Source organism: Micromonospora echinaurantiaca, from assembly GCF_900090235.1.
GTDB lineage: Bacteria > Actinomycetota > Actinomycetes > Mycobacteriales > Micromonosporaceae > Micromonospora > Micromonospora echinaurantiaca.
In genome coordinates this window covers 632,501-651,517 of sequence record NZ_LT607750.1, presented here as the reverse complement: position 1 = coordinate 651,517, position 19,017 = coordinate 632,501, and the positions used below count along the sequence as shown (strand labels likewise).

At 72.1% G+C, this 19,017-nt stretch carries 12 protein-coding genes and 2 rRNA genes (1 of these 14 running past the window's edge); 6 read left to right on the top strand and 8 right to left on the bottom strand.

From position 1 onward, the window contains the following. Positions 1-31 precede the first annotated feature (31 nt). Both GA0070609_RS35140 and GA0070609_RS03000 read left to right on the top strand, forming a co-directional pair. A complete protein-coding gene (locus GA0070609_RS35140; RefSeq protein ID WP_269459269.1) occupies positions 32-1,711 on the top strand; it encodes a hypothetical protein in 1,680 nt (559 codons plus the stop codon). Between the two features lie 58 nt (positions 1,712-1,769). Further along, positions 1,770-3,233 (top strand): cryptochrome/photolyase family protein, encoded by a 1,464-nt coding sequence (locus GA0070609_RS03000; RefSeq protein ID WP_088992375.1) that lies wholly within the window; start codon positions 1,770-1,772, stop codon positions 3,231-3,233. 94 nt (positions 3,234-3,327) lie between these two features. Here GA0070609_RS03000 and GA0070609_RS02995 read toward each other — a convergent pair whose 3' ends face one another. Further along, the gene (locus GA0070609_RS02995; RefSeq protein ID WP_088992374.1) at positions 3,328-4,023 is read right to left on the bottom strand and encodes a lysophospholipid acyltransferase family protein; all 696 of its coding nucleotides are present in this window, start codon (positions 4,021-4,023) and stop codon (positions 3,328-3,330) included. A 178-nt stretch (positions 4,024-4,201) separates the two neighbouring features. Beyond that, complete coding sequence (gene ileS / locus GA0070609_RS02990; protein WP_088992373.1) at positions 4,202-7,348, bottom strand: isoleucine--tRNA ligase; 3,147 nt, start codon at positions 7,346-7,348, stop codon at positions 4,202-4,204. A 410-nt stretch (positions 7,349-7,758) separates the two neighbouring features. Between ileS and GA0070609_RS02985 the strand changes: the two genes are divergently transcribed. Then, a complete protein-coding gene (locus tag GA0070609_RS02985; RefSeq protein WP_088992372.1) occupies positions 7,759-8,199 on the top strand; it encodes a carboxymuconolactone decarboxylase family protein in 441 nt (146 codons plus the stop codon). Further along, a complete protein-coding gene (gene sigJ, locus GA0070609_RS02980; RefSeq protein WP_231928513.1) occupies positions 8,196-9,074 on the top strand; it encodes an RNA polymerase sigma factor SigJ in 879 nt (292 codons plus the stop codon). Before GA0070609_RS02985 ends, sigJ begins: the two co-directional genes overlap by 4 nt. A 144-nt stretch (positions 9,075-9,218) precedes the next feature. Here the strand turns inward: sigJ and ndk are convergent, their stop codons facing one another. Next, entirely contained in the window at positions 9,219-9,644 is a 426-nt protein-coding gene (gene ndk / locus GA0070609_RS02975; protein ID WP_088992371.1) for a nucleoside-diphosphate kinase, read from the bottom strand. Positions 9,645-9,787: 143 nt separating this feature from the next. Between ndk and GA0070609_RS02970 the strand changes: the two genes are divergently transcribed. Next, positions 9,788-11,074: a VOC family protein gene (locus GA0070609_RS02970; RefSeq protein WP_088992370.1), complete on the top strand. Its 1,287-nt coding sequence runs from the start codon at positions 9,788-9,790 to the stop codon at positions 11,072-11,074. A 27-nt stretch (positions 11,075-11,101) separates the two neighbouring features. Here the strand turns inward: GA0070609_RS02970 and GA0070609_RS02965 are convergent, their stop codons facing one another. From GA0070609_RS02965 to GA0070609_RS02955, 3 genes are read right to left on the bottom strand one after another with little or no spacing between them, the layout of a single operon-like run. After that, positions 11,102-11,527: a DUF4233 domain-containing protein gene (locus GA0070609_RS02965; protein ID WP_088992369.1), complete on the bottom strand. Its 426-nt coding sequence runs from the start codon at positions 11,525-11,527 to the stop codon at positions 11,102-11,104. Continuing rightward, on the bottom strand, positions 11,524-12,858 hold the full coding sequence (locus tag GA0070609_RS02960; RefSeq protein ID WP_088992368.1) for a bifunctional folylpolyglutamate synthase/dihydrofolate synthase: 1,335 nt from the start codon (positions 12,856-12,858) through the stop codon (positions 11,524-11,526). The genes GA0070609_RS02965 and GA0070609_RS02960 overlap by 4 nt, the downstream gene beginning before the upstream one ends. Next, on the bottom strand, positions 12,855-15,473 hold the full coding sequence (locus GA0070609_RS02955; protein ID WP_088992367.1) for a valine--tRNA ligase: 2,619 nt from the start codon (positions 15,471-15,473) through the stop codon (positions 12,855-12,857). The genes GA0070609_RS02960 and GA0070609_RS02955 overlap by 4 nt, the downstream gene beginning before the upstream one ends. A gap of 69 nt (positions 15,474-15,542) precedes the next feature. Here GA0070609_RS02955 and GA0070609_RS02950 point away from each other — a divergent pair, with 69 nt between their 5' ends. Further along, positions 15,543-16,223, top strand: a complete 681-nt coding sequence (locus tag GA0070609_RS02950; protein ID WP_088992366.1) for a hypothetical protein — start codon at positions 15,543-15,545, stop codon at positions 16,221-16,223. Positions 16,224-17,078: 855 nt separating this feature from the next. Here the strand turns inward: GA0070609_RS02950 and rrf are convergent. Further along, a 5S ribosomal RNA gene (gene rrf / locus GA0070609_RS02945) occupies positions 17,079-17,195 on the bottom strand. Positions 17,196-17,278: 83 nt separating this feature from the next. After that, positions 17,279-19,017: ribosomal RNA gene (locus GA0070609_RS02940) — 23S ribosomal RNA — on the bottom strand (it continues 1,373 nt past the right edge of the window).

Sequence of the window (19,017 nt, the reverse complement as noted above, 5' to 3'; positions counted from 1 at the left end):
CCTCGGATCGGCGCGAGAGGAGATTGCCGCGATGCCGCAGCCGCAGCCGGGAGCCGACCGGCCGGCCGACGGGAGCCCCCCGGACCAGCACCCGGACCGGGATCCGGCGGTCAGCGAGGAGCGGACCCTCTCCCCCGTACCGCCGGTCGAGCCGCCCCGCACCGGCCCGGAGGGCACCCCGACGCTGCCCACCGACCCGCCCGGCCCGGCCCCGGAGGCGGGCACGCCACCGGCCGGCGCACCCACGGCGACCGCGAGCGACCCGCCGCCGGCCGACCTCCGCACGCCTCCCGCCGACCAGGCCGGCACCGACCCGGAGCCCGCGACCGCGGACGAACCGGAGCAACCCGCCCCGCACCCGACCCCCGCCGACCAGCCCGGCACCGACCCGGAGGCCGCGACCGCGGACGAACCGGAGCAACCCGCCCCGCACCCGACCCCCGCCGACCAGCCCGGCACCGACCCGGAGGCCGCGACCGTCGACGAACCGGAGCAACCCGCTCCGCACCCGACCCCCGCCGACCAGCCCGGCGCGGACCCGCGGAACGTCGACGCGGACGAGACGCCCGCCCCGACTCCCGGCACGGTCCCGGCGCCGGACCTCGGGCCGCAGGGCACCCGGCGGTTGCCGGCCGGCGAGCCGGACGCCGCGCCCGCGCCCCGGTGGAGCGGTTCCGCGCCGGTCCCGCCCCCGCCGCCGCGCCGGCGGGCCTGGGGCGAGTCGGCCGAGCCGACCCCCGTGCCGCCGGCCCCGCCCGAGCCGCCCGAGCACCGGCCGCCGGTCGACCCGTGGGCGGGCGCGGACACCGGGGGTTGGGAGCTGCCGTCGGTCGAGCTGCCCACGTTGCCGCCGACGCTGCCCTACCCGGCGCCACCGCCGACCCGGCCGTACTCCGGACCGCCCGCGCCGCCACCCGCCGGCCCGGTCTCGCCGCCGCCCGCGCCGCTGCCGCCACCGCCGGCCTCCCGGCCGGCCCCACCACCGGCCCCGGTCACCCGACCGGCCCCACCACCGGCCTTCGTCGCCCGGCCACCGGCCCCGCCGCCGGCGGCCCCGGTCCGGCCGCCCCGGCAGCGGCGCGGGAAGCAGACCCCGCCGCCGGTGGCGCCGCCGCCCGGCTGGCAGGCCCCCAGGGGGTACGTCCCGGTCGCCGTCCGCAAACGTCGCCGCTGGCCCTGGCTGCTGCTGCTCACCCTGGCCTGCTGCTGCGGCTGCCCGGCCTACTACGGCATGCCGATCGCCGCGCAGTACCCGGCCAAGGCGGCGCTGCCGGCCGCGGTGGACGACCTGCGGCTACGCGACGACAGCCGGTCGGAGCAGACCGCCCGGCAGCTGGAGACCGAGGTACGCAAGGCGCACTGGCTGGCCGAGGAGACCTTCGCCGGCGTCTACGCCACCGGGGACGGCAAGCGGGTCACCGTGTTCGGCGGCACCGGCTTCCGGTTCACCCCGGAGGCGGACGCCGAGAAGGAGTTGGACCGGCTCACCGCGCAGTACCGGCTCGGCGAGGCGCAGGTGGTCGAGACCGGGGTGCGCGGCCGGCACGGGCGCTGCGCGGTCGGCCGGGACGGCGGCACGGACGTGGTGGTCTGCACCTCGGCCGACCACGGCAGCATCGCCACCGCAGTGTTCACCCGGCTCTCCGTCGACGACAGCGCCCGCCTGCTCGACCGGATGCGCACGCAGATCGTGACGGCGGACCAGAACTGAGCCGATTGGCTGAGATTCCCTCGTCCTCATTTATGAATAAACCGGCCATAATCGGGGCATGTCGCGGCGTTGGCTCTTCGCCGACCAGCTGGGGCCGCACTTCCTCGACCACCGCCACCAACCGGTCCTGCTGATCGAGTCGAAGGCGGTCTTCCGCCGGCGCGCGTACCACCGGCAGAAGGCCCACCTGGTGCTGTCCGCGCTGCGCCACCGCGCCGCCGAGCTGGGCGACCAGGCGATCTTCCTGCGCACCGAGACGTACCGGCAGGCGCTGCGCGGGGTCCGCGAGCCACTGGAGGTGTGCCACCCCACCTCCCGGGCCGCGCTGGCGTTCGTCCGGAGTCTGGACCGGGTCACCGTGCTGCCGCCCCGGGGTTTCGTCACTGCGGTCGACGACTTCGCCGAGTGGGCGGACGGCCGCCGGGGCGCCCTGCGGATGGAGGCGTTCTACCGGTTCGCCCGGGAGCACCACGGGGTGCTGGTCGACGGCGGCGAGCCGGTCGGCGGGCGGTGGAGCGTGGCCCCGGAGAACCGGGAGCCACCACCGAAGGGCGCCCGCCGGCTCGACCTGCCGCCCCCGCCGATGCCGACGGAGGACGACATCGACGCCGAGGTCCGGGCCGACCTGGACCGGTGGGAGCGGGAGGGCGTCCGGTTCGTCGGGCGGGACGGACCGCGCCGGTTCCCGGCCACCACCCGGGAGGCGACGGCCCGGCTGCGGCACTTCCTCCGACACCGGCTGGCCCACTTCGGCCGGTACGCCGACGCCATGCTCGCCGACGACCCGTGGATGGCGCACAGCGCGCTGTCGTCCTCGTTCAACCTCGGCCTGCTCGACCCGGTGCAGGCGGTGCGCGCCGCCGAACGGGCCTACCGCCGGAACGGCGCCCCGCTGGCCGGCGTGGAGGGCTTCATCCGCCAGGTGCTGGGCTGGCGCGACTACGTGTGGAACCTGTACTGGTACTTCGGCCACGGCCACCCCGGCCGTGACGAGCTGGCCGGCCGCCGGTCGGTGCCGGACTGGTTCCGCGACCTGGACGCCGACGCGGTACGGGCGCGCTGCCTGTCGGACGTCCTCGGTGACCTGCGGGAGCACGGCTGGGTGCAGCACGTCCCCCGGCTGCTGGTGCTCGGCAACTACGCCGTGCAACGCGGCTGGCGCGCCGCCGAGCTGGTCGACCTCTTCCACCGCGGCTTCGTCGACGGCTACGCCTGGGCGATGCCGGTGAACGTGCTCGGTATGAGCCGGTACGCCGACCTGGACCGCAAGCCGTACGTGGCCGGCGGCGCATACATCAATCGGATGAGCGACTACTGCGGCGGCTGCCGGTACGACCCGCGCCAGCGCCTCGGCGCGGACGCCTGCCCGTTCACCGCCGGCTACTGGGCCCTGCTGGCCCGCGACCGCAACCGGCTCCCGCCCAACGCCCGGATGGCCCGGCAGCTGGCCCAGCTCGACCGGCTGCCCGACGTCGACCAGGTGCTCGACCAGGAGAGACGCCGCGGCGACCAGCCGCCGTGACCGGACCAGGCGGGCCGGGCCGAGGCCGGACCGGGATCGGACCGGGGCTAGGCAGCGGCCGGGCGGGGATCAGCAGCGGCCGGGCCGGCCGTCGTCAGACCGGGGTGTCGCCGGGGGTGGCCGGGTGCGCCCGCGGCGGGGCGTACCGCGACACGTACTCCTGGCCGGTGAGCTTCTGGATCTCGCTCATCACCTCGTCGGTCATCGCCCGCAGCGACGTCCGGTCGTCCGGCCGGCCGGTGAAGTCCAGCGGCTTGCCGAACCGGATGGTGATGTCCGCCGGCAGCAGCCGGGGCATCCGGGCGCCGATCGGCTGGACCTTCTCGGTGCCGATGGTGCCGACCGGGATCACCGGCACCTGCGCGGCGACCGCCAGCCGGGCCACCCCGGTGCGCCCGCGGTAGAGCCGGCCGTCCGGCGACCGGGTCCCCTCCGGGTAGACCACCACCAGGTCACCGCCCTTGAGCGCGGGGATCGCCGCGTCGAACGCCGACAGCGCCGCCCGCCCGCCGGCCCGCTCGACCGGGATCGCGCCGAGGCCGGTGAGCACCGCCTTGCTGAACCAGCCGCGCAGCCCGGTGCCCTTGAAGTAGTCCGACTTTGCCCAGAACGCCAGGTGCCGGGGCACCACCGTGCCCAGCAGCAGCTCGTCGGCGACCGACAGGTGGTTGGCGGCGAAGATCGCCCCGCCGGTCGGCGGGATGTGCTCCAGCCCCTCCACGGTGGGACGCCAGGCCAACCGGAGCGCGGGCGCCACGGTGAGCTTGCCGATGGTGTAGAGCAGGGGCACGGATCCTCCGGCGGTCGGGCTGGTCGGGCGCTGTCACCGTAGCGGACGTCCCCCGGACACCCCGCGCGGGTGGCGGGCGGTCCGCGGGCTGGTCCGGGTGGGCGGCGAAGGGCCGGAAGGGGCCCCTCCGCAGCGCGAACGCGACGGAAGAACCCCCTCCGGCCGGCTCACCCGATTCTCATACCCGGCGAACGGCGACCGTCACCCGATCGCCCTCACCGACCTCGCCGGTGAACCCCTCGACGCCCTCCACGACGTCGACCTGGTCGGCCAGCACCTCGCGGGCCACGAAGTCCGCGAACCCGGCCACCGCCGCGCGCACCTCCTCGGACGCCGACAGCGCCACCACGATCCGGTCCGAGACGTCCAGGTCGGCGTCCCGGCGGGCCTGCTGCACGACCCGCACCACGTCCCGGGCCAGCCCTTCGGCGGCCAGTTCCGGGGTGACCTCGGTGTCCAGCACGACCACGCCCTCGCCGCCGGGCAGCGGCGCGGAGTGCTCGGCGTCGGCGGCGACCAGGCGCAGCTCGTACTCGCCCTCGGCGAGGGTGACCCCGGCGGCGACCGGGGCGCCGTCGACCAGCTCCCACTCCCCCGCCTTGACCGCCTTGATGACCTGCTGCACCTGCTTGCCGACCCGCGGCCCGAGCGCCCGGGGCACCACGGTCAGCACCTGCTGGCAGTACGCGGACACCTCGTCGGTGAACTCCACCGCCTTGACGTTGACCTCGTCGGCGACCAGGTCGGCGAACGGCCGCAGCTGCTCCGCCGCCGGGGAGGCGACGGTCAGCCGGGACAGCGGCAGCCGGACCCGCAGGCCCTTCGCCTTGCGCAGCGACAGCGCCGCCGAGGCGACCGCCCGGGTGTCGTCCATCGCCGCCACCAGGTCGTGGTCGGCCGGGAACCCGGTGGCGTCCGGCCAGTCGGTCAGGTGCACCGACCGCTCGCCGGTGAGCCCGCGCCAGATCTCCTCGGCGGTCAGCGGCGCCAGCGGCGCCACCACCCGGCAGAGCGTCTCCAGCACCGTCCACAGGGTGTCGAACGCGTTGTGGTCACCGGCCCAGAAGCGGTCCCGGGAACGGCGCACGTACCAGTTGGTCAGCGCGTCCAGGTAGGACCGCACGGTGGCGCAGGCGCCGGAGATGTCGTACGCGTCCAGCTGCGCCTGGACCGTGTCGACCAGCTCCCGGGTCTTCGCCAGCACGTACCGGTCGAGCAGGTGGCTGCTGTCGGTCCGACGGCGCGCCTGGTACCCGTCCGCGTTGGCATAGAGCGAGAAGAAGTACCAGACGTTCCACAGCGGCAGCAGCACCTGACGCACCGCGTCCCGGATGCCCGCCTCGGTGACCGCCATGTCGCCGCCGCGCAGCACCGGCGAGGACATCAGCATCCAGCGCATCGCGTCCGACCCGTACGAGTCGAAGACGTGGTAGACGTCCGGGTAGTTGCGCAGGCTCTTGGACATCTTGCGCCCGTCGGAGCCGAGCAGGATGCCGTGGCTGAGGCAGTTGCGGAACGCGGGCCGGTCGAACAGCGCGGTGGCCAGCACGTGCATGGTGTAGAACCAACCGCGGGTCTGTCCGATGTACTCGACGATGAAGTCGCCCGGGTAGTGGTGCTCGAACCAGTCGCGGTTCTCGAACGGGTAGTGCACCTGGGCGAACGGCATCGAGCCGGACTCGAACCAGCAGTCCAGCACCTCCGGCACCCGGCGCATCATCGACTTGCCGGTCGGGTCGTCCGGGTTGGGGCGGACCAGCTCGTCCACCGCCGGCCGGTGCAGGTCGGTCAGGCGTACGCCGAAGTCCTGCTCGATCTGCTCCAGCGAGCCGTAGACGTCCACCCGCGGGTAGTTCGGGTCGTCGGACTTCCACACCGGGATCGGCGAGCCCCAGAACCGGTTCCGGCTGATCGACCAGTCCCGGGCGTTGGCCAGCCACTTGCCGAACGAGCCGTCCTTGATGTGCCCCGGCGTCCAGTTGATCTGCTGGTTCAGCTCGACCATCCGGTCCTTGAACCTGGTGACCGCGACGAACCACGACGACACCGCCTTGTAGACCAGCGGGGTGTCGCAGCGCCAGCAGTGCGGGTAGGAGTGGGTGTAGGTGTCCTGCTTGAGCACCACCCCCCGCTCCTTGAGCTCCCGGATCACCGGCTTGTTCACGTCGAAGACCTGCTCGCCCTGGTACGGCGGGACCAGCGCGGTGAACCGGGTGTGGTCGTCCACCGTGACGACGGTCGGGATGCCGGCGGCGTTGCAGGCGTTCTGGTCCTCCTCACCGAACGCCGGGGCCAGGTGCACGATCCCGGTGCCGTCCTCGGTGGTGACGAAGTCCGCGCCGAGCACCTGGTACGCGTTCGGGCCGGCCTGCTCGACGAGGAAGTCGTAGAGCGGGGTGTACCGGCGCCCGACCAGGTCCGCGCCGCGCACCGTGCCGACCTGCTGGTACCCCTCCAGCTCCTTGGCGTACGCGCCGAGCCGGGCGGCGCCGACCAGGTAGCGGTCGCCGTCGCGCTCCAGCACCGCGTACTCGATGTCCGGGCCGACGGCGAGCGCCAGGTTGGACGGCAGCGTCCACGGCGTGGTGGTCCAGACGCCCAGCCGCACCGGACCGCGCACCAGCTCCGGCGCGGACTCGTCCGGGGTCAGCGCGAACCACACCGACAGGGTGGGGTCGTGCCGGTCCTTGTAGACGTCGTCCATCCGGGTCTCGGTGTTCGACAACGGCGTCTCGCAGCGCCAGCAGTACGCCAGCACCCGGAAGCCCTCGTAGACCAGACCCTTGTCGTGCAGGGTCTTGAAGGCCCACATGACGCTTTCCATGTAGTCCAGGTCGAGGGTCTTGTAGTCGTTGGCGAAGTCGACCCAGCGGGCCTGTCGGGTGACGTACCGCTCCCAGTCCTGGGTGAACTCCAGCACCGAGGTGCGGCAGGCCTCGTTGAACCGGGCCACGCCGAGGTCGAGGATCTCCGCCTTGCTGGTGATGCCGAGCTGCTTCTCGGCGACCACCTCGGCGGGCAGGCCGTGGCAGTCCCAGCCGAAGCGCCGCTCCACGTGCTTGCCGCGCATGGTCTGGTAGCGCGGCACCACGTCCTTGACGTAGCCGGTGAACAGGTGGCCGTAGTGCGGCAGGCCGTTGGCGAACGGCGGGCCGTCGTAGAAGACGTACTCGTTCTTGCCGTCGGTGCCGGCGGGACGGGCCTCGACACTGGCCTCGAAGGTCTTGTCGGCCGTCCAGTGCTCCAGCACCCGGCGCTCGACCGCGGGCAGGTCCGGGCTCGCCGGCACGCCGGCGGCGGTCGGGTCGTGCAACGGATAGGCCATCGGGGGTCGCTCTCCTCAGCAGCTCACGCGTCGTGTGGGTCTGCGAGGACGAGCCGTTCCGGTACGCCTGTCGGCGCCCCGGGTGGGCCCGCGGTACCACCCCGCTTGGCGGTCAGGATCGACCGCCCGCTCGTTGGCCGGCTGTGACGGGCCGGACCCGTCCGGTTCTACTGGGCCGGTCACCCGGCTGTTCTTCCGGAGGCTCGCCGGTGATGGCCGGGTCATCGCCTTACGGTCGCCAAGAATACTCGACCCCCGGCACCCCGCGCCCGTGACTATTCCCCATCCCGGGTCCCGCCGGCCCCCCGCGTGGCGCGCCCGGCATGACCGGGATCACAGGCCCGACCGTCACGCCGCGCCCCCGCCGCGTCGTCGTGTCGGTGTCACACCACCGACCAGGGAGGTTCGTCATGCAGCGGATGGATGCGGCCGAGGTGGCGCCGGAGGCGTACCACGCCGTGCTGGGGCTGGAGAAGTACGTCCGGGCCAACGTCGAGCACACCGTGCTGGAGCTGGTCAAGATCCGGGCCTCGATGTTGAACGGCTGCTCGTTCTGCGTCGACATGCACACCCGGGACGCCCTCGACTCAGGCGAGTCGACCCGCCGGCTGTTCGCGGTGGCCGCGTGGCGGGAGGCGCCGTTCTTCACCGAGCGGGAGCGCACCGCGCTCGCCCTCACCGACGCGGTCACCCGGCTCGGCGAGCACGGCGTGCCGGACGACGTCTGGGACGCCGCGGCGAAGGTGTGGTCGGAGCGGGAACTGGCCGACCTGGTCATGGCGATCGCCACAATCAACGTGTGGAACCGGATCGCCGTGACCACCCGGAAGCAGCCCCCGCTGACCGTGTGACCACGCTCGCAGCGCAGCAGGCGGCCGGTGCGCTCGAGGCGCACCGGCCGATGCTGCTCGGCCTCGCCTACCGCCTGCTCGGCAGCCGGCACGACGCGGAGGACGTGCTTCAGGACGCCTACCTGCGGTGGCTGGCCGTCGACCGGGCGGCAGTGGCCGAGCCGCGCCGGTACCTGTCCCGGGTGGTCACCCGACTGGCCCTGGACCGGCTCCGGGCCCGGCAGGCCGCCCGGGAGGCGTACGTCGGCCCGTGGCTGCCCGAGCCGGTGCCGACCGCGCCCTCGCCGTTCGGGCCGCTGGACCGCGCCGAGCAGCGCGACACGCTGGCCACCGCGCTGCTGCACCTGCTGGAGCGGCTCAGCCCGCCGGAGCGGGCGGTCTACGTCCTGCACACCGCCTTCGAGCTGCCGTACGCCGAGATCGCGGAGATCCTGGACCGGTCGCCGGCCGACTGCCGGCAGCTGCACCACCGCGCGGTGGCCCGGATCGGGCAGGACCGGCGCCGGTTCACCGTCGACCGGGCCGAGCAGGAACGGCTGCTGGACGCCTTCCTCGCCGCCGCCCGCGACGGCGACCTGGCGGCGCTGACCGGGCTGGTCGCCGCGGACGCCACCGCCTGGACCGACGGCGGCGGGCGGGTGAAGGCGGCCCGCAACCCGGTCACCGGCGCGGATCGGATCGCCCGCTTCTTCGCCGGCATCTACGGCGGCGTCCCGTTCTCGGTACGCCGGCTGGAACTCAACGGCCAGCCGGCCGCGCTGGTCGTCCGCCCCGACGGCAGCCGGTACGCGCTCACCGTGGCCGCCGCCGGCGGCCGGATCACCGGGCTCTACGTGGTGGGGAACCCGGACAAGCTCCCGGCCCGCACCGACTGAGCCCGGAGCCCGCCCGGCCCGGCGCCGCCGACCATCCCGGTCGCGTCCCGGTTCCCGGCCCGGGCCGGGCCGGTCAGGTCGGCCGCCGGGCGCCGCGCCGGACGCGGTGACGCGTCAGCCCAGCTCGCGTCAGCCCAGCTCGCGTCAGCCCAGCTCGGGGAACCAGAGCGCGATCTCCCGCTTGGCGCTGTCCGGGGAGTCGGAGGCGTGCACCAGGTTCTCCCGGTTGGACAGCGAGAAGTCGCCGCGGATGGTGCCGGCGGCCGCCTTGCGCCCGTCGGTCGCGCCGACCAGCCCGCGCACCACGTCGATGACCTGGTCGCCGGAGAGCACCAGGGCGACCAGCGGGCCGCCGGTCATGAAGTCCTTCAGCGGCGGGTAGAACGGCTTGTCGACGTGCTCGGCGTAGTGCTCGTCGGCCAGCGCGGCGTCCATCGTCCGGGTCACCATCGCGTCGATCCGCAGCCCCTTGCGCTCGAAGCGGGAGATGACCTCGCCGACCAGCCCGCGGCGCACCGCGTCCGGCTTGATCAGTACGAGGGTGCGCTCATCCGGGCTGCTGCTGGACACGCTGGGTTCCTCCTGTGCGCGCAAGACCGTCCTGCTGGGTACGGTCAGCCTAGCGACCCGGTCCCGGCGCCGGCGCGGCGGCCGGTCTTTCCCCCGGCCACCGGTCCGGCCTAGCCTGGCCCTTGACCCCCGGGAGGTCCACAGTGGCGAATGGCGGGAACCGACCCATCGCGCCGGTACGCAAGCTGATCGCCGCGGTGCTCGGCACCGTGGCCACCTTCGTGATCCTCTTCGGCCTCGGCATGACCAGCTGGGCGATCGTGGCGCTCGGGGTGGCCCTGCTGGTGCTGGCCATCGCGCTGGCCACGGTACGCGGCGGCGGGCGCACCTGGGTGGTCGGCGTCGGGCACGTGCACAGCGCCTCCGAGCCACCCACCCAGTACGCCTTCGGCCGCTGCGAGCTGCAACTGGTGATCGACGCCCCGGGCCTGCCACCGCGCTCCAAGAAGATCATCGAGCCGCGGGTGCCGGTGGCCAAGTGGCCCTCGCTCGGCCAGACCCTGCCGATCCGGGTGGCGCTGGACGACCAGCGACACGTCCGGGTCCTCTGGGACGAGGTGCCCACCCACAGCGAGACCGCCGAGGCGGTCGCCGACCTCCCGCCCGAGTACGCCGGCGCCGAGCCGGTGGAGGAGGTGCTGATCCAGCAGGAGGCCCCACCGTGGGCCGACCGGGCCCCCGAGGACGACCTGCGCGACGACCCGCGCGACCCGCTCGGGCCGGACCCGCTGGTCGACGAGCTCGGCCCGCCCGCCGACGAGCGCGAGCCGGTGCGGATGCACCAACGCCCCGGCGGCCCGGTGGTGCTGGAGGGCACCGTGGTGGAGCAGTCGACGGAGAGCGGCACCCTGCCCCGCCGGGCCACCCCGGCCCCGCGCCCGCCCGCCGAGGAGCGGTTCGAATCGCCGGCGGCGGAGCCGCTCGACCCGATCGACCTGCCGCTGGACGACCCGCTGCCGCCGCCCCGGCCGCGCGCCGAGGCGGTCACCCCGGAGGAACTGGACGAGGCGATCTTCGGTTTCGACCCGGACGCCGCGCCGGCCGACCCGGCCGCGCCGATCAGCGGGGTGGGGCTCACCCTGCTGGTCACCGACCTGTCCCGCTCGCTGGCGTTCTACCGGGACGTGCTCGGCTTCACCGAGGTCGACCGGGGCAGCGGCAACGCCGTGCTCGCCTCCGGCGCGACCCGCCTGGTGCTGCGCGAGAACACCGAGGCGGCGGCGGTGAACCGGCGGGTGGTGCACGTCAACCTCGAGGTCGACGACATCCAGGCCGCGTACGACCGGATGCGCGACTCCGGCGTGCGGTTCACCTACGCGCCGAGGGTGGTCAACCGGGGCAGCAGGCTGGAGGTGTGGGCGGCCGCCTTCCGCGACCCGGACGGCCACGGCATCGCGCTGACCCAGTGGCGGGAACGCGCCGAGGCCTGACCCCCGGCCGACCGGGCCGGGCCGCGCTCAGCCGAGGATGACCCGGCGCACGTGCAGGGCGTACGCCCAGACCAGGGCGAAGATGACGCCCAGCGCGAACAGCGACCAGTGCAGCAGGCCGGCCAGCATCAGCAACCCCTGCAGGGCGGTGCCCGCGTGCCAGGCCCACGGTCGGCGCATCATGCCGGCCAGCACCACCGCCGCCACGGCCAGCGCCACCACCGCGCCGATCGCGGTGCCGCTCAGGTCGCCGCCGACCACCCGGATCGGCTGGATGGCGAGCAGCAGCACCAACGCCTCCAGGCTCAGCGTGCCGGCGCCCAGGCCGCGTACCGCCCGCTCCGGGTTCCGCAGCCCCGACCGCCGCGGTCCGCCCGCGGCGGGGCCGTCCGGGGCCTCGGCGCCGGCCGGCTCGCCCGCGGCGTCCGCCCGCGGGTGCTCCGGGCCGGTCATCGCTTCAGCAGCCGGCGGGCGTCGGCCACGGTCACCACCGAACCCGTGATCAGTACGCCGACCCCGCTCAGCTCGCCCGGCACGTCCTCCTCGGCCAGCGCCACCGCCGCCTCGATCGCGTCCGGCATCTCCTCGGCCACCTCCACCCGGTCCGGGCCGAACACCTCGGCGGCCAGCGCGGCCAACTCCCGGGCCGGCATCGCCCGCGGCGAGCTGTTCCGGGTCACCACCACCTGGTCGACCACCGGCTCCAGCAGCTCCAGCAGGCTGGCCGCGTCCTTGTCGGCGAGCACGCCGAGCACCGCGACCAGCTTGCTGAACGCGAACTCCTCCTGCAGCGCGGTGACCGTGGCGGCCATGCCCTGCGGGTTGTGCGCCCCGTCGAGCAGGATCGTCGGCGCGCTGCGGACCCGCTCCAGCCGCCCCGGCGAACTGGCCGCCGCGAACCCCTCGCGGACCGTCTCCACGTCCAACTGCCGCCGCGCGCCGGCACCGAGGAACGCCTCGACGGCGGCGAGCGCCACCGCCGCGTTCTGCGCCTGGTGGGCGCCGTGCAACGGGACGAACACCTCCTCGTAGACGCCGCCCAGGCCCTGCAGGGTGAGCACCTGGCCGCCGACGGCGACCGCCCGGCGGAGCACCCCGAACTCGGAGCCCTCGCGGGCGATGGTCGCGCCCACCTCGGCGCAGCGCTCCAGGATCGGGCGGGCCGCTTCCTCCTCCTGCGCCGCCGAGATGACCGTCGCGCCCTTGTGGATGATGCCGGCCTTGTGCAGGGCGATGTCCTCGACCGTGTCGCCGAGCCACTCCGTGTGGTCCAGCCCGATCGGCGTGATCACCGCGACCCCGGCCTGGATCACGTTCGTCGAGTCCTCGGCGCCGCCGAGACCCACCTCGACCACCGCCACGTCCACCGGAGCGTCGGCGAAGGTGGCGAACGCCAGCGCGGTGGTCATGTCGAAGTAGGTCAGCGGCTCGGCCGACCGCTCGTCCACCAGCCGGGCCAGCGGCTCGACCTCCCGGTAAGTCGCGGTGAACCGCTCCTCGCTCACCGGCTCGCCATCCAGGCTGATCCGCTCCCGGACGGTCTCCAGGTGCGGGCTGGTGTAGCGACCGGTGTGCAGCCCGAACGCCCGCAACAGCGAATCGATCATGCGGGCCGTGGAGGTCTTGCCGTTGGTCCCGGTCAGGTGGATCGCCGGGTAGGCCCGCTGGGGGTCGCCGAGCAGGTCGAGCACGGACTGGATCCGGTCCAGCTCGAAGACCATCCGGGTGAAGCCGCGGCCGGCCAGCTCGGCCTCGACCTCGGCGAACGAGTCATGATCGGTCACGAGGGCAGCGCCTCCAGAGCCGCGTCGATCCGGGCCAGGTCGGCCTCGGCCACCGCGAGCCGGTCACGGATCTTGGCTACCACGGGCTCCGGCGCCTTGCCGACGAACGCCGGGTTGTCCAGCTTGGCCCGGGCCTGCGCGGCCTCCTTCTCGGCCGCCGCGCGGTCCTTGGTGAGTCGCGCCCGCTCGGCGGCCACGTCGATGGAGCCCCGGGTGTCCAGGGCGACGTTCACCGAGCCGGGCATGGCCAGCGTGGCGCTGGCCTGGAAGTCGTCACCGGCCGCGTCCAGCCGGGCCAGCGACCGGATCAGCGGCTCGTGCGCCGCGATCCCGGCGGCGGCCAGGCCGTCGAGTCGGGCGGCGACCCGCTGGGTGGGGCGCAGGCCCTGGTCGGAACGGAACCGGCGGACCTCGGTGACCACCCGCTGCAGGGTGCCGACCTCGGCCTCGGCGGCGTCGTCGAGCAGCGCCCGGTCGGCGGTCGGCCAGGCGGCGGTCATCACCGTCTCGCCGCCGGTCAGGGCGAGCCACAGCTCCTCGGTGACGAACGGGATGACCGGGTGCAGCAGCCGCAGCAGCTGGTCCAGCACGTGCCCGAGCACCCGGCGGGTGGCCTCGGCGGCCGGTCCCCCCTCGGCCAGCACCGGCTTGCTCAGCTCGACGTACCAGTCGCAGACGTCGTCCCAGGCGAAGTGGTACAGCAGGTCGCAGACCTTCGCGAACTCGTACGCCTCGAACTGCTCGTCGACCTCGGCGGTGACGTGCGCCAGCCGGGACAGGATCCACCGGTCGACCGTCGACAACGCCTCGGCGGCCGGCAGCGGCCCCCCGGTGTGCGCGCCGTTCAGCAGCGCGAACCGGGTGGCGTTCCAGAGCTTGTTGCAGAAGTTGCGGGAGCCCTGGCACCACTCCTCGCTGACCGGCACGTCCTGGCCGGGGTTGGCGCCCCGGGCCAGGGTGAACCGGGTGGCGTCGGCGCCGAACCGGTCGATCCAGTCCAACGGGTCGACCACGTTGCCGAACGACTTCGACATCTTCTTGCCGTGCTCGTCGCGGACCATGCCGTGCAGCGCCACCACGTCGAACGGCTGCACGCCGTCCATCGCGTAGAGGCCGAACATCATCATCCGGGCGACCCAGAAGAAGAGGATGTCGTAGCCGGTGACCAGCACGCTGGTCGGGTAGAACTTGGCCAGGTCCGGGGTTCGCTCCGGCCAGCCCAGGGTGGAGAACGGCCACAGGCCGCTGGAGAACCAGGTGTCCAGGACGTCCTCGTCCTGCCGCCAGCCCTCGCCGCTCGGCGGCTCCTCGTCCGGGCCGACGCACACGATCTCGCCGTTCGGGCCGTACCAGACCGGGATGCGGTGGCCCCACCAGAGCTGGCGGGAGATGCACCAGTCGTGCATGTTGTCGACCCAGGCGAAGTAGCGCTTGGCCAGCTCGGCCGGCTCGATCTTCACCCGGCCGTCGCGGACCGCGTCGCCGGCGGCCTGGGCGAGCGGCCCGGTGTTCACGAACCACTGCAGCGACAGCCGCGGCTCGACGGTGGTCTTGCACCGCGAGCAGTGCCCCACCGCGTGCAGGTACGGCCGCTTCTCCGCGACGATCAGGCCCTGCTCGCGCAGCGCGGCGACGATCGCCGGGCGCGCCTCGTACCGGTCCAGGCCCTCGAACGGGCCGGGCGCGGTGATGATGCCCCGCTCGTCCATGATCGTCAGGGCGGGCAGGTCGTGCCGCTGGCCGATCTCGAAGTCGTTCGGGTCGTGCGCCGGGGTCACCTTGACCATGCCGGTGCCGAAGCTCGGGTCGACGTGCTCGTCGGCGACGATCGGGATCCGCCGGTCGGTGAGCGGCAGCGCCACCTCCGTGCCGATCAGGTGCCGGTACCGCTCGTCCTCCGGGTGCACTGCGACAGCGGTGTCGCCGAGCATCGTCTCGGCCCGGGTGGTGGCCACCACGACCTCGTCGCTGTAGCGGATCGAGATGAGCTCGCCCTCGTCGTCGGTGTGCTCCACCTCGATGTCGGAGAGCGCGGTGAGGCAACGCGGGCACCAGTTGATGATCCGGTTCGCCCGGTAGATCAGCCCGTCGTCGAAGAGCTTCTTGAACATGGTCTGCACGGCCCGGGACAGGCCCTCGTCCATGGTGAAGCGCTCGCGGTCCCAGTCGACGGCGTCGCCGAGGCGGCGCATCTGGCCGAGGATCGCGCCGCCGGACTCGGCCTTCCACTGCCAGACCCGCTCGACGAACTTCTCCCGGCCCAGGTCGTGCCGGGACAGCCCCTCGGTGGCGAGCTGCCGCTCCACCAGGTTCTGGGTGGCGATGCCGGCGTGGTCCATGCCGGGCAGCCAGAGCGCCTCGTAGCCCTGCATGCGCTTGCGCCGGGTGAGGGCGTCCATCAGCGTGTGCTCGAACGCGTGGCCCATGTGCAGCGAGCCGGTGACGTTCGGCGGCGGGATGACGATGGTGAACGGGGGCTTGTCGCTCTCCGCCGACGCCCGGAAGTGGCCGGCGGCTACCCACTGCTCGTACCGTCGCTGCTCTACCTCGCCCGGCTGGTACTGGCCGGCCAGGGTCGGGGCGTCGGGGCGTCGGGCATCCAGTCTCTCGGTCACCCTGAAAGTCTACGGAGCGCTTCCGCGGACCTGACGTGCGCCACCGGTGCTTCGCGTACGGTGTCGGCTATGTCCGACGCACATCTCACCGAGCGCCCGGTCGACGACGGGCGGGAGCCCATCGACCTGACCGAGGAGCCCATCCAGCTGAGCAACCGGGACCAGGAGGCGACCGCCGAACGGCGGCCCCGGTCCCGGCGCCGGCAGGTGCTGCTCGCGGCGCTGCTCGTCGCCGGCCTGGCCGGCGCCGGTGCGCTGAGCACGGCCGGCTGGCGGGTGGCCCAGCAGAAGGACACCGACCTGGCCACGCCGGAGCGGGTGGCCGGCCTGACCCGGGACGACAGCGAGCGGGCCCGCAGCACCGCCGACTACCTGCGCAGCGGCTTCGCCGCCGACATCGACCTGGACCGCAGCTTCGGCACCGTCTACCGGGACCCCGCCGACGAGCGGAAGTCGGTGCTCATCTTCGGTGGCACCACGCTGCTCTGGCAGCCGGAGCGCGACCTGGACACCCTCTTCCGCCTGATGTCGGACGAGACCGGCAAGGTGACCGGGCTGCGCGAGGTGCCGGCGGGCCGGTTCGGGGGCGTGATGAAGTGCGGCAGCACCAGCGGCGAGGGTGGCGACTTCGCCATCTGCGGCTGGGCCGACCACGGCAGCGTGGTGATGGCGATGTTCCCGGGCCGCCCGGTCGACCAGTCCGGCGAGCTGCTCCGCAACATCCGCGACGAGGTCCAGACCCGCGACTGACGCGCCTCTCCGTGGCTGGTCCTGCCTGGGTTCGCGTCGGGGTGGTTGCGGTGGGGCGTGGCGTCGTCGCTTGCGGCCGTGGTCGGTTGCGGGCTTGGGCGCGGTTCACCCGGCGGCTCGGCGGCCGTGGGTGGTTGCGGTTGGGGGTATGGCCCGCCGTGCCCGGCTCCGGGCGGTCAGGCTTGATCCCTGCGCCGGGCACGGCGGGCCACACCCTCGTCGTGGTCCCGGTCCGCGGGAACTTGCGGGTGGCAGATGGGTGCGTGCGCGCCCGAGCCCGGCTGGGTGAGGGGTTTCCACCGACCGGTGTTCGCCGGTTCGGGTCAATTTGACCGGTGACGTGACCGTGACAGCTGCCACCGGGTGAGGCCGCGCCATCGTCCCGCTACGACAGGTTCGGTCGCCGGCACCCCCCCCTGGGCCGCGGTTCCGCCGGGCAGCGCTGGCGCCCCGCACACGTCCAGCACAGCGAGGGGCAGCCGTCCAGCTTGGCTGCCGCCTGGTCGTCAAGGGCGTGTGGGTCGGTGGTTGATCCGGCGACGCTCGTGCGTCCGGCGGCTGTCGTTGGTGTTGGCGGGCCCGGGGCTGACAGCGCCTTTGTTCATCTGAGTAGCGCCTTGTTCATGCGATCGGCCCCCTTGTTGGTTTCGGGAGGCTGTTGCTGGCGGGCGGGCGGTGACCAGGATCGGGGTGTGGCCCCGCCGTGACCGGCGCAGGGATCAAGCCTGACCGCCCGGAGCCGGTCACGGCGGGGCCACACCCCCAACCGCAACCAGACCAAAAGCTGGCGGAGCCAAAAATAGGGTGGAATGCATTCAGGGCCACCCCTCGTGGGGTGGCCCTGAATGGAAGATTGTCCGGCGGTGTCCTACTCTCCCACACCCTCACGAGTGCAGTACCATCGGCGCTGGAGGGCTTAGCTTCCGGGTTCGGAATGTGACCGGGCGTTTCCCCTCCGCCATGACCGCCGTAACTCTATCAACATATCAAACAACACCACACAGTGGTCTGTTGTTCGTTTGCTGTGAGTTGCACAGTGGACGCGTAGCAGCTTAGTAGTCAAGTCCTCGGCCTATTAGTACCGGTCAACTGAACCCGTTACCGGGCTTACATTTCCGGCCTATCAACCCAGTCGTCTAGCTGGGGGCCTTACCCACCCAATGGGTGGTGGGATACCTCATCTTGAAGCGAGCTTCCCGCTTAGATGCTTTCAGCGGTTATCCCTTCCGAACGTAGCTAACCAGCCGTGCCCCTGGCGGGACAACTGGCACACCAGAGGTTCGTCCGTCCCGGTCCTCTCGTACTAGGGACAGCCCTTCTCAAGTATCCTACGCGCACGGCGGATAGGGACCGAACTGTCTCACGACGTTCTAAACCCAGCTCGCGTACCGCTTTAATGGGCGAACAGCCCAACCCTTGGGACCTGCTACAGCCCCAGGATGCGACGAGCCGACATCGAGGTGCCAAACCATCCCGTCGATATGGACTCTTGGGGAAGATCAGCCTGTTATCCCCGGGGTACCTTTTATCCGTTGAGCGACACCGCTTCCACACGCAAGTGCCGGATCACTAGTCCCGACTTTCGTCCCTGCTCGACCTGTCAGTCTCACAGTCAAGCTCCCTTGTGTACTTGCACTCAACACCTGATTGCCAACCAGGCTGAGGGAACCTTTGGGCGCCTCCGTTACCCTTTAGGAGGCAACCGCCCCAGTTAAACTACCCACCAGACACTGTCCCTGAACCGGATCACGGTCCGAAGTTAGATACCCAAATCAACCAGAGTGGTATTTCAAGATTGCCTCCACCCATACTGGCGTATGGACTTCACCGGCTCCCACCTATCCTACACAAGCTAATTCGGATACCAATGTCAAGCTATAGTAAAGGTCCCGGGGTCTTTCCGTCCTGCCGCGCGTAACGAGCATCTTTACTCGTAATGCAATTTCGCCGGGCCTGTGGTTGAGACAGTGGGGAAGTCGTTACGCCATTCGTGCAGGTCGGAACTTACCCGACAAGGAATTTCGCTACCTTAGGATGGTTATAGTTACCACCGCCGTTTACTGGCGCTTAAGTTCTCCGCTTCGCCCCGAAGAGCTAACAGGTCCCCTTAACGTTCCAGCACCGGGCAGGCGTCAGTCCATATACATCGAATTACTTCTTCGCATGGACCTGTGTTTTTAGTAAACAGTCGCTTCCCCCTGCTCTCTGCGGCCATACAACGCTCCACCCGCGCGGGGCTTCACGTCTCCGGCCCCCCTTCTCCCTAAGTTACGGGGGCAATTTGCCGAGTTCCTTAACCACAGTTCGCCCGATCGCCTCGGTATTCTCTACCTGACCACCTGTGTCGGTTTGGGGTACGGGCCGCTCAGAACTCGCTAGAGGCTTTTCTCGGCAGCATAGGATCACTGACTTCACCTGAATCGGCTCGGCATCACGTCTCAGCCTACATGTGCTGCGGATTTGCCTACAGCACGGCCTACACGCTTACCCCGGCACAACCACCGGCCGGGATCAGCTACCTTCCTGCGTCACCCCATCGCTTGACTACTACCCGCCAGGTTCCCACGCTCCCCAACATTGACCCGAAGGTCGCCGCCGGTTTGGGTGGTTAGCACAACGAGGTTCATCAGGGTCGCTCTTTCGCGGGTACGGGAATATCAACCCGTTGTCCATCGACTACGCCTCTCGGCCTCGCCTTAGGTCCCGACTCACCCAGGGCGGATTAGCCTGGCCCTGGAACCCTTGGTCATCCGGCGGAAGGGTTTCTCACCCTTCTTTCGCTACTCATGCCTGC